At 64.6% G+C, this 13,881-nt stretch carries 12 protein-coding genes; all 12 read right to left on the reverse strand.

Annotation, left to right across the window (positions count from 1 at the left end; genetic code table 11):
- Nucleotides 1-62: 62 nt before the first annotated feature.
- Nucleotides 63-824, reverse strand: coding sequence for a PP2C family protein-serine/threonine phosphatase (locus F0185_RS24320; protein WP_167228824.1), 762 nt, complete (start codon nucleotides 822-824; stop codon nucleotides 63-65).
- Nucleotides 818-2,269, reverse strand: coding sequence for a type VI secretion system-associated FHA domain protein TagH (gene tagH, locus F0185_RS24325; RefSeq protein ID WP_167228826.1), 1,452 nt, complete (start codon nucleotides 2,267-2,269; stop codon nucleotides 818-820). The genes F0185_RS24320 and tagH overlap by 7 nt, the downstream gene beginning before the upstream one ends.
- A gap of 12 nt (nucleotides 2,270-2,281) precedes the next feature.
- Nucleotides 2,282-2,599, reverse strand: a complete 318-nt coding sequence (locus F0185_RS24330) for a TssQ family T6SS-associated lipoprotein (protein ID WP_167228828.1) — start codon at nucleotides 2,597-2,599, stop codon at nucleotides 2,282-2,284.
- 205 nt (nucleotides 2,600-2,804) lie between these two features.
- The gene (gene tssH, locus F0185_RS24335; RefSeq protein ID WP_167228830.1) at nucleotides 2,805-5,483 is read right to left on the reverse strand and encodes a type VI secretion system ATPase TssH; all 2,679 of its coding nucleotides are present in this window, start codon (nucleotides 5,481-5,483) and stop codon (nucleotides 2,805-2,807) included.
- Nucleotides 5,476-6,552 (reverse strand): type VI secretion system baseplate subunit TssG, encoded by a 1,077-nt coding sequence (gene tssG, locus F0185_RS24340; RefSeq protein WP_167228832.1) that lies wholly within the window; start codon nucleotides 6,550-6,552, stop codon nucleotides 5,476-5,478. The genes tssH and tssG overlap by 8 nt, the downstream gene beginning before the upstream one ends.
- A complete protein-coding gene (tssF, locus tag F0185_RS24345) occupies nucleotides 6,549-8,417 on the reverse strand; it encodes a type VI secretion system baseplate subunit TssF (RefSeq protein ID WP_167228834.1) in 1,869 nt (622 codons plus the stop codon). Before tssF ends, tssG begins: the two co-directional genes overlap by 4 nt.
- Complete coding sequence (gene tssE, locus F0185_RS24350; RefSeq protein WP_167228836.1) at nucleotides 8,417-8,971, reverse strand: type VI secretion system baseplate subunit TssE; 555 nt, start codon at nucleotides 8,969-8,971, stop codon at nucleotides 8,417-8,419. Before tssE ends, tssF begins: the two co-directional genes overlap by 1 nt.
- Entirely contained in the window at nucleotides 8,964-9,794 is an 831-nt protein-coding gene (locus F0185_RS24355) for a type VI secretion system accessory protein TagJ (protein ID WP_167228837.1), read from the reverse strand. The genes tssE and F0185_RS24355 overlap by 8 nt, the downstream gene beginning before the upstream one ends.
- Nucleotides 9,795-9,847: 53 nt before the next feature.
- A complete protein-coding gene (locus tag F0185_RS24360) occupies nucleotides 9,848-10,324 on the reverse strand; it encodes an Hcp family type VI secretion system effector (RefSeq protein ID WP_167228839.1) in 477 nt (158 codons plus the stop codon).
- 45 nt (nucleotides 10,325-10,369) lie between these two features.
- Nucleotides 10,370-11,890, reverse strand: coding sequence for a type VI secretion system contractile sheath large subunit (gene tssC, locus F0185_RS24365; RefSeq protein ID WP_167228841.1), 1,521 nt, complete (start codon nucleotides 11,888-11,890; stop codon nucleotides 10,370-10,372).
- A complete protein-coding gene (gene tssB / locus F0185_RS24370) occupies nucleotides 11,883-12,434 on the reverse strand; it encodes a type VI secretion system contractile sheath small subunit (protein ID WP_167228843.1) in 552 nt (183 codons plus the stop codon). Before tssB ends, tssC begins: the two co-directional genes overlap by 8 nt.
- A gap of 63 nt (nucleotides 12,435-12,497) precedes the next feature.
- Entirely contained in the window at nucleotides 12,498-13,547 is a 1,050-nt protein-coding gene (gene tssA / locus F0185_RS24375) for a type VI secretion system protein TssA (protein WP_167228845.1), read from the reverse strand.
- Between the last annotated feature and the right edge of the window lie 334 nt (nucleotides 13,548-13,881).

Raw genomic sequence — 13,881 nt, forward strand, 5'->3', positions numbered from 1 at the left:
CTATATTAATTTAGTCATTAACAGGTAATATATATAATGTATGGCTTGTAATCCGGCGCTTATCAAGCGCCCGGCGCGCGCGTGACCAATTGCGGATCGCCGACCCATACGCCCAGCGCCGAGTAGTTGTCTTGCGTGCCCTCGCCATCGCTGCGTTGACGCACTTCCCCGGCAAGCAGGGTGATCCAATCTGTCACATTGCCCGCTACTTGCAGGCAGCGCTGCATCGCGGCGTCATCGAGCCCGTTCCAGAAGCCGTCGGTGCACAGCAGATAGGCATCGCCGTCTTCAAGTGAATACGCCGCTCCGGGCTCGATAGTGTCGGTATCGGCCTGGCCCAGCGCGTGGCTGAGCAAATGCGCTTTGTCCGGGCTGCACGACAAACCCGCCCGCTGCAGTTGGGCGGCCAGGCTGTGGTCTTGCGTGCGTTGCAGCAGACACCCACGCCGGAACAGGTACAGGCGGCTGTCCCCGACATGAATCCACTGCGCCATCCGTTCGCGCCGGTCGATGAACAGCGCCACCATGGTCGCCGCCATGCGCGCCCGTTCGGGGTTGCGCCTTTGTTCCGCGACGATGGCAGCGTCGGCGGCATCCACGCTGCCGTGCGTCATCGCTTGCAGGCCGAACGATTGCTTGTCATCGAGTTGCTGCAAGGCCCAGTGCACCGCCAACTTCGATGCGATGGCGCCGCCGGCCTGGCCACCCACGCCGTCGCTGATCACAAAGCAGGCGTCGCGGTCACGCACGCGGGAACCTAACGCGTCTTCATTGCTGGCGCGGCCGCCTCGATGCGAACATTGCGCCGTGGACAAGGTCAGCATGCCTGTTGCATCCTCTGTGCGCGGTAGAGTTCGACCTCGGCGTCGTAGGCGGACAAGAATACCTGCCCGAACACGGTATGGAAGTCTTCCTCCACGGCGGTCACCGCCGCCTGGTGCAGCGCGCGATAACGCACCCACGCGCGCCCGTCGCGTCCCTTCGGCATCAGGCGGTCGTACCAGACGTCGGCGCCCATTTGCTTGTCCACCACTTCCGGACTGAAATTGCGCAGCAACTGATTGAGCGCGGCGCGCATGCCCGCCAGCATGCCCATCTGGTGGGCCTGCAGGTCATGGAAGGTATCGTCCACGGCGCGTTCGGACGTCATGAAGCCGGAAAACGGTGGCCCGAACATTTGTTTGAGTACGGTCTGGGCATCCGGCAGCAGCTTGAGCGGATTGTTTTCCTTGTCGAGCATCATGGTCAGCTCGGCCTTGACTTCCCGCTTGATGATCGTGCGGCTGGTCAACAGGTTCATGGAGCCGCCGACCAGTTTGCTCAACAGGCGGCCGGCCTGGTGAAAGTGCGCTTCGGTCAGGGTGCCTTCATTGGGCGTAAAGCCGGCGCCATCCAAAAACGCGGCGACCATGCTGGCGGCGTCCGGCGTTGGCGGCGCCGGGTCGCAAGACGTGGGCCGCGTTGCCGCCTGGGCAGGCGACGACGCAATATCAGCAGCGAACCGGGCTGGCGTGGGATCTGCTTGCGCGCCGCTGGCAATCGCCGGGCCAAACAAGGAGCTGGTGTCGAAGGGTGCGGATGCCGCATGTTCTTGTTGCACCAGTTCCAGCAGCGCAGTGCTGGTGTCGGGCAAGGCGCTGGCACTGTCGGCGAACAGATTGCTGTGCGATTCCGCGCCAGGGTTGGCAAAGAAATCGAGCGGATCGACTGACGGATTGCTGAGCGTCGCAAGGGCGTCATCCGGCAAGAGCACGTCCGGCGCTGCCGCCTGCGCGACCGCCAGCGGCGCCGACACTGGCACGGTAGCGGCAAACAGCCCGGCGCTCGGTGCCGGCGCAAAGTCGGACACAAGGTTGTCCCAGAAAGCGTCGTCGGGAGCCGCCATCGCCGCTGGCGGCGCCGGCGCCGGTGCGACACTCACAGGCGCCATGTCGATTGCATCCTCCACGTCGGCCACCGGCTGGTCGCCAACCTGCAGCAGATACAAACCAATCCGTACCTGGTCGCCATCCTGCAGGCGCCAGGGCTGGTTGCCCGTCAATGCCGCGTCATTCACTTCAACCGGGCAGACCGTACTCAGGTTGGCCAGGTAAGCACCACTGTCATCGATACGCACCGATGCCTGCAAGCGTGAAATCTGCCTGGTGTCGTCGACCAGCACCAGATGATTGTCCGCGCCCCGGCCGATGGTTGCGCCGGGCCGGAAGAAGTCCTTGCCGACCGGCTTGTGTAGCGGCTGTCCGGCGTGTTCGAGGATGGTCAATCGCATGCGTGTTCCCGATTATGGCTTGGCTGGAAGGGCGGCTTTTTTGCGGGCGGCATCGAACGCCGGCCCCCAGGTCGGATGCGAACGCTCGGCTTCGGGCAACTGAAAGCGTGGATCGAGCACCATCACGCGCTCTGCTTCAGCATTGCACAGCGCGGTCTTCTTTGTGAGGCAGTAGCTGAACGCCAGCAGCTTGTGCGCCTGGACTTGCGTTGCGATGCTTGCAAAATCGATGGCCTTGCTGGTGGTCAGGTGAGCGATGACGCCTTTGAAGTCACCGGCAGTAAACTGCTTGTCGGCTTCCGCAATGGCGGCCTGCGCGCGCTGTTCCATGGAGTTCAATATCACTGCGGCGGGCCTGGCCGCTGGCGCTGGCGCGGGCGTCGCCACTGGCGCGGTGTCAGTACTGGCGCACGCGCCCAGCCAGAGCGGGGCGCCGATCGCCAGCACAGACGCGCCGGTTCTCAACATGGACATCGGAGGGCGAACGTTAAAAAGACGCTTCATCAAGAATTCTCTCGTAATAAGTGAGGCAATGTCAGTGCGGGAGTGCCGACAGTTCATCGGCCCGCGCCGCCGGGGTGGCCGGCGCGGCGTGCGCATGCTCGAAGCGATACGTGAACTCGCCTCCCTGCGCACCGATCGTCACACCCGTCAGTTTTTCGGGCGCGGACAAGCGCAGCAAGATCTCGCGGCTGATGTGCGGCAGCACCGTCTGCGTCAATACCGCGTCGACCATGCGCCCGCCGGATTCGAGCTGGGTGCAGCGTTGACCGAGCAGGGCCACGGCGGCGTCTTCATAGGTGAACGCAATGTCATGGTTGGCCAGCAGGCGGCTGCGGATGCGATCGAATTGCAGCGCGACGATACGCGCCAGCATGCTGTCCGACAGGGGGAAGTACGGCACCACCGACAGGCGACCGAGCAAGGCGGCCGGGAACACCTTCAGCAGCGGTTCGCGCAGCGCGCCGGCCAGCGCATCCACGTCCGGCATCAGGTCCGGGTCCTGGCACAGGCGCGTCAAGAGATCGCTGCCCACATTCGAGGTCAGGATGATGACGGTGTTCTTGAAGTCGATGTAGCGGCCTTCGCCATCTTCCATCCAGCCCTTGTCGAACACCTGGAAGAAAATTTCATGCACATCCGGATGGGCTTTTTCGATTTCATCGAGCAGGACCACGCTGTACGGACGCCGGCGCACCGCCTCGGTCAGCACACCGCCTTCGCCGTAGCCGACATAACCTGGCGGCGCGCCTTTCAAGGTGCTGACGGTATGGGCTTCCTGGAATTCGCTCATATTGATGGTGATCAGATTCTGCTCGCCGCCGTACAGGGTTTCGGCCAACGCCAGCGCGGTTTCGGTCTTGCCCACGCCGGACGGACCGGCCAGCAGGAACACGCCCACCGGCTTGTTCGGATCATCCAGGCGTGCGCGCGCGGTCTGCACGCGGCGCGCAATCGCTTCAAGCGCATGTTGTTGGCCGATCACGCGCCGGCCCAGCGTGTCGGCCAGTTCCAGCACCGCTTCGACGGCGTCGCCGACCATCCGTCCGACCGGAATGCCGGTCCAGTCCGCAACCACGGCGGCCACTGCATGGGCGTCCACCGCGGTGTGGATCAGCGCTTGTTCTTCCTGGTGCAGTTCAAGCTGTACCAGTACCGCTTGCAATTGGCTCAGGCGCGCGGCACGCTCGCCGGGAGCGGCCGCCTGCAAGGCTTCACGCAAGGTAAATATTTGTTCCGCCATGAGCTTTTCGGCGTGCCAGCGCGCGCTGATGGTGTCGAACTCGTGCCGCTCGGCGGCGATGCGCCGGGCCAGCGGTTCAAGGCGGCTGGCGTCGCCCGCGCCGAGATGGCATTCATGTGTCACGATGTCCTGTTCGACCAGCATGGCGTCGATGCGGCGCTGGCAGTCCTCCAGCATGGGCGGCTGGCTGTGCTGGCTCACTGCCACGCGGGCGCAGGCGGTGTCGAGCAGGCTGACGGCCTTGTCGGGTAACTGGCGCGCCGGAATGTAGCGGTGAGACAGCGCCACAGACGCCACGATGGCATCGTCGAGCAGCAGCACGCGGTGGTGGGTGGCCAGCTTGTCGGCCAGGCCGCGCATCATGGTGACGGCGCGCGCCTCGTCCGGTTCGGCGATCTGCACGACCTGGAAACGGCGGGTCAGGGCGGCGTCTTTTTCGATGTATTTCTTGTACTCGGCCCAGGTGGTGGCGCCAATGGTGCGCAGCTCGCCGCGTGCCAGCATGGGTTTTAACAGATTGGCGGCGTCGCCAGTGCCGGCCGCGCCGCCAGCGCCGATCAGGGTGTGAATCTCGTCGATGAACAGGATGACCGGCCGGGCGCTGGCCTGCACCTCGGCGATCAATTCGCGCAGGCGTTTTTCGAATTCGCCTTTGACGCTGGCGCCGGCTTGCAGCAGGCCGATGTCGAGCAGCAGCAGGTCGACGTCACGCAGCGGCGGCGGCACGTCGCCGTTGGCAATGCGCTGCGCGAGGCCTTCCACCACGGCGGTTTTGCCGACCCCGGCTTCGCCTGCCAGCAGCGGATTGTTCTGGCGGCGACGCAGCAGCACGTCGACCATCTGGCGAATTTCTTCATCGCGCCCGGTGACAGGGTCGATTTCACCGGCGCGTGCGCGTGCAGTCAGGTCGACCGTGTAGAGCGCGAGGGCCTTGCCGCCGCTGGCCGGAGGCACGCCGTCAAGCGCGCCGGCGGTGGCGCTGGCGGCAGCTTGTTCCGGCGAGCCGGCCAGGATCTGGCCGAAGCTGCCCGATAGCACGTCTGGCAAGACCCGCTCGAACTGGCGCGAGATACCGATCAGCACATGGCGCAGGCTGTTGGTCTTAAGCAAACCGAGCAACAAATGCGCACCGCGAATCTTCTCTGCGTTAAACGTCAGGCTGGCGTACACCCACGCGCGTTCGACCGCTTCGTCGATATGGCCGGACAAATCGCTCACCGCACCGGCGCCACGCGGCAATCGATCCAGCGCCGCCAGCAAGTCGCGCGCCAACTGGTCCCGGTCCACATTGAAGTGGCTGGCGACGTGCTGCAGGTCGCCGTCGGGCGCCTGCCATAGCTGATGGATCCAGTGCACCAGTTCGACGTAGGGATTGCCGCGCAGGCGACAGAAGGCGGTGGCGCTTTCGATGGCCGCGTACAGGGTGGGATTGAGCTTGCCGAACAGGGCCAGGCGGCTGATTTCAGACATGAAGTGTTCCTCGTTGACGGTGAGAGTCGGCGCGCGGCGCGGTGCGTTTGTTGGCCGCGCGTGCCGTGTAATCGATGATCAAGTGAGCGCCTGTTGCGCGCGGGGCGCCGGCCGGCCGCTTTCCCAGCCACGTCGACAGGCCGAGCGGCTGCATCCGGCTCAGCGCCGCCCTGGGCTTGTGTTCGTCGGCCAGCAACAGCTGGACATCCCAGCTCAAGTCCATGCCGACAAATTCGTGGACCCATTCGACCAGCGCGGCCACATGTTCGCCACCCGGCAAGAAGCGCTGGTAGTCGTCCAGGGTCAGCGGCCCCAGCACCAGCCGAAAGCGCGACTGGGCGTCGCGCACGGCCATGCCAAGCGTGCTGCCCCGGCCAAGCCCCGTGCCCGCGTTACCGAGCGCCAGGCGGTCGGCAGCGGCCAGCCTGACCCAATGCGTCACATGCTCGACGACATTGACCGGGATCTCGAAATAGCTGTGCAAGATGGCCCGCAAGCCTTCCGGATTGCGGCTTTGCCGGCCCAGATGGCCGGCCTGGCAGTAGCGCGCATGCAGGCCGATGGCGCCAGGGCGTTTTTGTGCCGGCAGTCCCATGCCCAGCAGGCTGGCCAGATGCGCATCGAAACGCGCCTCGCCCGGGCGATCGAGCGTGGTGCTCACCTGGCTATCGGCCCAGGCCCGGTAAAACAGGGTAATGAGGCGATGATGAAACAGGTCGGCAAACGCCACCAGCGTCGGATCGGCCGCCATGCGCTCGCGTTCACGCGCGTATTCGGTCAGGTGCAGCGGCAGCGGGCCGTTCGGTCCAAACAAACCGAAGCCGTAGATGCCCAGTTGCGGCGCGCGGCCTTCCGGCTCGCTCAGGCCGGCGACCGAGGCGGGCGCAAAGGCGAGCGACGCCTTTTGTGCCAGGCGCAGCGGTTCCCCGGACGGGTGGCCGGTGCGGCCCAGCGGCTGCGCGGCGCCCGCGCGCGCGTCGATCCAGCGCAGCAGCGCGAACAGATCGTGCTCGTACGGCGCCTCGCGCAGCCGCTGCCACGGCGCCTGATTGGTCCAGGTTGGGTTCATAACAGCGGCCTGTTGCCCAGGCGGGCCGGCCAGTTGGCGATCCGGCCCCGCTTACCGCTATGGAGCTCCAGCTCGGCGAACAGATTGACCGACACGTAGCGCGCGAAAAACTGTTCCAGCACCGCGCCAAACAAATACGGACTGTCGCCGGAAAATGCCTGCTCATCGATGGTCACGGCGATCTTCACGCCACGTCCATGCACCGGCGGGCCAGGCTGGGGCAGGCGACGGAATACCGGCTGGTGCACCACCGAACGCACGCCTTCGACCTGGCGCTGCAATCCAGCCTGGCTGTCGTCCAGATACAGGCCCAGCAATTGACGCAGGATCGCCGCGCCTTGCTCGCCATCTTGCTCGAACAGGCCCTGGTGATTCAGGCCGAGGTGGCTGATCAGCTGCCACGCCAGCTTGCCGTCGGCCAGTGGCGCCTGGGGACGCGAGGGCGCGCGTACGGTCGTGATCGCGCCAACCGGGGCGGAGACATTCAGCGTGAAGTCGCTGTCGCCGCCGGTACTGAGCAGCAAGGCCAGGTCGCGGTTAGTGCACAGCGTATCGACCGACAGTTGGCGCAGCGAGTCGGCAAACGGCGCGTCGTGCTGATCGACCAGCGAAATATAGACATCGCTGCCGTTATACGAGGTGCGCGCCCCATGTTGGCGGGCACGCTGCGACAGCAGGCGTGCGTCGCGCCGCAGGCAGTAGTAGGCGCCATGGTCGCGCGCATCGCGTGCGAATGAGGCATGAAATGGCCGGAACTGGCGGTCTTCGCCGCTGCCGTGGCCCGTCATGGACGTCACGCTATGGACTTCGAAGTCGAGCGCCTTGCTGCGGTCGACCAGCAGATGGTACTCATTGACCTTGGGCGTGACCAATACCCGGTCCGCGCGTTTCGCAAACAGATTCACCACCGGCGTGCAGTGCATGGCCAGGTCGCCCGTGCCGACCAGGCGCTCAAGCGTTGCGTCATCCTGGTCGAGCAGGATGGTGATTTCGAACTGGGTGCCGGTCACGCCGCGCAAGGCGCGCTGCAAGCCGGCGATACTGAAAAACAGCAGACGCGCAGGGTAGGCAAAATATTCCTGCAAGATGCGGTAGCCCTGGAAGTGCCGTTCGTCGACCGGCAGGAGGGCCTGCTCCATATCGAAGCCGTCATGGCGCACCGCGCTGGCGTCGAGAACTTCGCCCCATGGCCGGCTGGCCCCATTGCCGCTGTCGGTTTGCCGGCACAGCACGGCGACGCTGTGACCCGCCACCAGTTCCAGCAGGCGCAAGGCGCGCTGCTCGGGACCGGCCACATGGAAGGTGAGCTTGTCGAGCGGCGACGCTTCGCAGCGCTGGCCGCCGCCGAATTGCAGGTTGATGCGCAGCGCGGCCTTGGCCCGGTTGCGCAAGCGTGCCGGAATATCACCCGGTGCGGGGCCGAAACGCACCTGGTCCAGGGTCAGCGGCCACAGTGTGACGGCGTGGCCGGTGCGAAACTCGCAGGCAGTCTGCTCACCGCGCGCCAGGCCGGCGCGCAGCGATGTTTTGGCCGGCAAGGTGAAGCCCGATGCCAGGCTGCCCACGCTCAGGTCCGGCTGCAACTGCACGACCGCCATGGACGGCGTCGGCGCCAGGTAGCCAGGGTAGATCGACGTCAGCAACTGCTCGGTAAAGCGGGGAAACTGCGCGTCCATTTTCAGCTGCACGCGCGCCGTCAAGAAGCTGAAGCCTTCCAGCAAGCGCTCGACATAGGGGTCGGCCACGTCAATGCCGTGCATGCCCAGGCGGCCAGCGACCTTGGGAAATTGTTCGGCGAATTCCGCACCCATCTCGCGCAGGTAGCCCAGTTCGCGGTTGTAGTAGTCCAGCAGCCGTGCATCCATCAGTCGGCCACCAGGTTGTGCAGTTTGGTGTGGCCGGTTTCGATGTCCACGTCGGAACGCACGAGAAACTCCACCGGATACGGTTGCGACCATAGCTGGGCGCGGATCTCGAACGCCAGTTCATTGTGCAGCGACAGGCTGTCCGGGTCGGACACGCAGCAAACCTGGAGCGTGTCCGGCAGCAGGCGCGGCTCGAACTTGAGAATCGCGCGGCGCAGGCTGCTGGCCAGTTCCTGGCTGTCGAGTTCGGACAAATGCTTGCCTGACAGCGGAAGAATGCCGTAGTTAAGCACCGAGCGCTGCACCTGCGGGTAAGCCTCCAGATCGACGTCGGCGGCCATGGCCGTGCAATTGAGCAGCCAGACCAGGTCACGCATGACGGCGCTGCGCAGGGCCGCACTGGACGTCCCAGGCGGCTCCATTTCGATGGCTTGCAGCCGGTCGTGGTCGGTCAGGCGTTCCAGCAGGGCCGGGCGCAGGCGGTCGCGCGCACCCTGGCGCAGGCGCTCGGCGTCGTCGTGACGCCCGTGCAGGGGGCGGGGGACGTTAAACATGGCCGGCCCGCGCGTCGTCGAGTTCGAAAACAATTTCGGCGATATCGAGCAGGGCGTATTCATCCTGGTCGGTCACCAGCATGCGTTGGCCGATGCCCAGGTATTGGCCTGTCCCCGCCAGCGCCTGCCATTCGGTATACGCGGCGGTCAGGATCTTTTGGTCGCTAACAGCGGCAGGCAAGGGGTAACGCACCGGCAAAGCCGCGTGGATTGTCTTGCCGCTCACGAGATCGATGGCGCTATGGGACCAGACCAGCGCGCAGCGGCTGGTCGGCGGCACAAAACGAATGCGCTGTACCTGGGCGAGTGGCAGCCAGAGATAGCGCTCGCCTGCGAACAGTTCGAGCACCGGGCCAAAGCGGCTGTCGCCATCGGCCAGCCACGCGAACGGGACAACCGTGTCGCTGCCATGCAGCCGCAGGTGTCCGCTGCGCGCCGGCAGTTCGGCCATGGCGGCGGCGCGCAATGCGCCAGCCTGCGCATCGCTACCACCGGCGTCGAGTTGCAAGGCATCGGCCAGGCGTTCGACTGCCGCATCGGCTCCGGAAACGTCGGGCCGACGGGCGCCGGCGAACACCTGCGCGCGCAGCAGTTCGCAAGCCAGCGGCCGCATATACGTCCCCGCGAGCGAATGGGCGTTCGGATTGAGTGCCAAGGTCATTCCCAGCGCCGCCTGCGCACGCAACCAGTCGCCGCGCAATGCCTCCACCTGGAACAGCTGCGCGCGCAGGTCCGCGTCCTCCGGTGTGCGTCGGATGCGTTCCTTGAGCTGCGCATGTTCTTCATCCAGGCTTGCTACTTCAGCGATCGCATGTTGATTCATGTTCCACCTTTAAGACAGGGTTCATTGCGCCTCGGCGCAATGAACCCCGAACATTACATTTCGATGTTGTCGGTGATGTTCCAGCCCATTGGGCTGCTTGCGCCGTTGCCTTGCTTGTCGGTGTAAGCCTGACGCACTTTTGCAGCCTGGAAGCCATAGTTCATGACCAGGCGCTCCAGCGTGTCTTGTGGATCGACGCCGATGATCTGCGCCGACGTGACCAGCACGTCTTCCAGCGTGACGACGCAAAACTCTTTTTTCGTGCCTGTCGATTTGCACACGTGGACAATCACGCTGCCGACACGCAAACCGCTTGCGCAGTGCTTGATCAAGGCTGGCGTGGCCTTGTCCATGTAGGCGACCACTTGCAGGTCGTTAAAGCTGGCGCGACCTGCGCCGCCACCGACGACCATGCCACCTGGCTGGCTGGCGCCCCACGAGAACGATCGGATGTCGGTCCAATCCTTGTGCTTGTCATCGGTTGCTTCGCCGGTGACGCCAGTTACTTTCATAAACATCATTGCTGCCATGTGAAACTCCTAAATTGAGAAAAGACTTGCAGGGTTGGTGCTTGCTTAGCCGTCCACTTTCTTCAGTGAGGGCAATTTCGATACCAAACGCAGGGAGACGGTCAGGCCTTCCAGCTGGTAATGGGGACGCAGGAAAAACTTGGCGGCGTAATAGCCTGGGTTATCGGCCAGCTCTTCCACTTGGACTTCGGCGGCGGCCAAGGGTTTACGCGCCTTCGTTTCCTGCGACGAGTTGGCCGGATCGCCATCGACGTAATGCATGATCCAGCTGTTGAGCCAGCTGGTCATTTCATCGCGGTCCTTGAACGAGCCGATCTTGTCGCGCACGATGCATTTCAGGTAGTGCGCGAAACGGCAGCAGGCGAACAGGTAAGGCAAGCGGGCCGACAGGCGCGCGTTGGCCGAGGCGTCGGCGTCGAAGTACTCGGCCGGTTGCTGCAGCGACTGGGCGCCGATGAACGCGGCAAAGTCCGAGTTCTTGCGGTGCACCAGCGGCATGAAGCCATTCTTGGCCAGTTCCGCTTCACGGCGGTCGCTGATGGCGATTTCGGTCGGGCACTTCATGTCCACGCCGCCGTCGTCGGTCGGGAAGGTGTGGCACGGCAGGTTGTCGACCGCGCCGCCGGACTCAACGCCGCGAATCGAGGTGCACCAGCCGAATTCCTTGAACGAGCGATTGATGTTGACGCCCATGGCGTAGGCCGAATTGGCCCAGGTGTAACGCTCGTGCGATGCGCTGTCGGTGTCTTCTTCAAAACTGAATTCATCGACCGGATTGGTGCGGGCGCCGTAGGGCAGGCGACCGAGGAAGCGCGGCATGGTCAGGCCGATGTAGCGCGCGTCTTCCGATTCGCGCAGGCTGCGCCAGGCGGCGTATTCCGTGTTCTGGAAAATCTTGGTCAGGTCGCGCGGGTTGGCCAATTCCTGCCAGGATTCCATCTGCAGCACGGTCGGGGCGGCGGCGGAAATGAACGGGCAGTGCGCGGCCGCCGAGATGCGCGCCAGTTCCGCCAGCGTTTCGACGTCCTGCGGGCTGTGGTCGAAGTAGAAGTCGCCGATCATGCTGCCAAAAGGCTCGCCGCCGAACTGGCCGTATTCTTCTTCGTAGACTTTTTTGAAGAGCGGGCTCTGGTCCCACGCCACGCCCTTGTAGCGTTTCAGGTTGCGCGCCAGTTCTTTTTTCGAGATCGGCAACACGCGGATCTTCAGCAGTTCGTCGGTTTCGGTGTTGCTGACCAGGTGATGCAGGCCGAGCCATGCGCCTTCGAGCTGCTGGAAGTCGGCGTGGTGCAAGATCTGATTGATCTGCTCCGACAGCTTCAGGTCGATCTCGGCGATGATGGCCTGGATCGAGCTGTACGCGTCCGACGACATCGTCACCGTGTGCGCCAGTGCTTGCTGGGCAAGCGTGCGTACGGCGTTTTGCACCGCGTGGTTGGCTTGCTCGCTCTTCGGCTTGAACTCCTTTTGCAGCAGCAGCGCGAAGTCGCTTTCGGCGCTGGCGTTGTTGCTGGTACCGTGGGCGGGCAGGGCGCCCGGTTCCAGCAGGGCGGAAAAATCATTCATGCGCGTCTCCCTGCACGGTTGCGGGGCCGGTCACCGTGCCAGCGGCCGGCCGGGCGGCCAGGCTGCCGAGCAATGCCGGATTCTTGAGCACCTGGTTAATCAATTCCTCGGCGCCGCTCTTGCCGTCCATGTAGGAGAGCAGGTTGGACAGCTGGGTGCGGGCGTCGAGCAGTTGCGCCAGCGAATCGACATTGCGCGCCACATTGGCCGGCGAGAAGTCGTCCATGCTGTCGAAGGTCAGGTCGACTTGCAGCATGCCTTCGCCGGTCAGCGTGTTGGGTACCTGGAAAGCGGTGCGCGGTTGCAGCGACTTCATGCGTTCATCGAAATTGTCGATGTCGATTTCCAGGAATTTGCGCTCGGCCAGGTCCGGGAGCGGGGCCAACTGCTTGCCGGCCAGGTCGGCCATGACGCCCATGACGAACGGCAGTTGCACCTTGCGTTCGGCGCCATACACTTCGACGTCGTATTCAATTTGCACGCGCGGTGCACGGTTACGTGCGATGAATTTCTGGCCGCTGCTTGCGGGCCGTCGGTTAGCCATGGGAATTGCTCCTTGTGAAAGCTGTCAATTGGTCGAAAACGGTGTGAAAGGGAGGGCGCGCTGTCATGTCTGCGTGCCCATCAGCAGGTCGATCTGGCTGACGCTGTCCGGCGCGAGGTCGCGCATGATTTCGTAAAAACTCATCTGCATCAGCCGCTGCGCGCGCCGCAGCAACAGCGGCGCCGGGTGACTCGGTTCGTGCTTTTCCAGGTAAAAGCAGATCTTTTCGAGCATCAGGCGCACGTCGTCGCGGCTGTCAAGCTCCTGCGTGCGCCAGTCCGTTGCGCGCGGGGCCGGCGATGACGGCGCGCCAGGCTGGCCAGCTGCCTGCTCAGGCGCGCTCTCGACGGCGGCGTGGCTGCTGCCGGTGGTCTCGTCGAGGCGTCGCAGCAGTTTGGTCACGTGCTGGTGTTCCGGCAGCCATTCCGTCCCCAGGTGCTCCTGCAGCAGCGCGACAATCGTCTCGAGCGCCCAATGCGCTTCGCCCACGGCCAGCAGGGCGGGATGATTGTCGTGGCGGGCGCGCGTCAGTTCCATGCGCAGGCGGTCCGGTCCACCGGCGTAGTGCACATGCTCCGGGGCGCTGTGATTGAGTACCGATTCGATTTCGCGCAAGGGAAGGGCGCCGGGACCGAGCAGCGGCACGGCGCGCAAGTCGCGCAGCACGCTGTGCGGCTCGAACAGCGGCGCCAGCGCGTTGGTGCGCGGGAATGGGTCGATGTCCTCGTCGTCCTGGTCGTCTTCCTTCAGGCGCGGGTAAAGATCGGTCCAGTAGCGGCCCAGCAGACCTGCTACCAGGCGCAGGCCCTGGGCGTAGCCCTGCATGCCTTGCAGGTTGGTCCAGGCTTGCGCCAGCAGGCAGGCGATGCGCAGGTCCTTGCTTTGCACAATCAGCTGCTCGCCCTGGCGCGCGACCTCACGCCAGTCCGGCGCTTCGGCCGCGATGATGGTGTCGCCGTATTGCTGCTCGGCGCGCGGCTGCGCGGCCTGCATCAGCGCCAGGAAGGGGGCGGCATATTCCAGGTTGCGGCCACACGGGGGCGCGTCACCGACTGGCGCGAGCAAGGCGCTAAGCAGGGCCGACTCGGCGCAGGGAGCTTCAAGCAGGTTCATGGCTGGCCCGATTTGAAGGCGTGCACAACATCGGGCGCGGCTGCGTCGGCTGTTACCTGCAGCCGCAGGCGGTGCGGCGTCAGCGATCCGTTGCGCACTTCGATCTTGTAGTCACCGGGCATCAGCTGGAGTGACTTCATGGGTGGACTGACGCCGCGTTTTTTGCCGTTTACATATACTTCGCCCCATGGGCTGATACGCAGCGCGACCGGCACCGGCTTGAGCACCGGCTTTGACACTGGCGCGGCGGGAAGCTTGGGCGCGGCATCGACCAGCGCCGGCGGTTCGGGTTCGCTACTCTGCGCTGGTGCTGGCGGCGGGGACGGCGACACCT

Source organism: Massilia rubra, from assembly GCF_011682065.1.
Taxonomy (GTDB): domain Bacteria; phylum Pseudomonadota; class Gammaproteobacteria; order Burkholderiales; family Burkholderiaceae_D; genus Telluria_A; species Telluria_A rubra.

Coding starts and splice junctions, on each gene's coding strand:
- F0185_RS24320 (WP_167228824.1), bottom strand. CDS start 824: ATGCTGACCTTGTCCACGGCGCAATGTTCGCATCGAGGCGGCCGCGCC.
- tagH (WP_167228826.1), bottom strand. CDS start 2,269: ATGCGATTGACCATCCTCGAACACGCCGGACAGCCGCTACACAAGCCG.
- F0185_RS24330 (WP_167228828.1), bottom strand. CDS start 2,599: ATGGAACAGCGCGCGCAGGCCGCCATTGCGGAAGCCGACAAGCAGTTT.
- tssH (WP_167228830.1), bottom strand. CDS start 5,483: ATGTCTGAAATCAGCCGCCTGGCCCTGTTCGGCAAGCTCAATCCCACC.
- tssG (WP_167228832.1), bottom strand. CDS start 6,552: ATGAACCCAACCTGGACCAATCAGGCGCCGTGGCAGCGGCTGCGCGAG.
- tssF (WP_167228834.1), bottom strand. CDS start 8,417: ATGGATGCACGGCTGCTGGACTACTACAACCGCGAACTGGGCTACCTG.
- tssE (WP_167228836.1), bottom strand. CDS start 8,971: ATGTTTAACGTCCCCCGCCCCCTGCACGGGCGTCACGACGACGCCGAG.
- F0185_RS24355 (WP_167228837.1), bottom strand. CDS start 9,794: ATGAATCAACATGCGATCGCTGAAGTAGCAAGCCTGGATGAAGAACAT.
- F0185_RS24360 (WP_167228839.1), bottom strand. CDS start 10,324: ATGGCAGCAATGATGTTTATGAAAGTAACTGGCGTCACCGGCGAAGCA.
- tssC (WP_167228841.1), bottom strand. CDS start 11,890: ATGAATGATTTTTCCGCCCTGCTGGAACCGGGCGCCCTGCCCGCCCAC.
- tssB (WP_167228843.1), bottom strand. CDS start 12,434: ATGGCTAACCGACGGCCCGCAAGCAGCGGCCAGAAATTCATCGCACGT.
- tssA (WP_167228845.1), bottom strand. CDS start 13,547: ATGAACCTGCTTGAAGCTCCCTGCGCCGAGTCGGCCCTGCTTAGCGCC.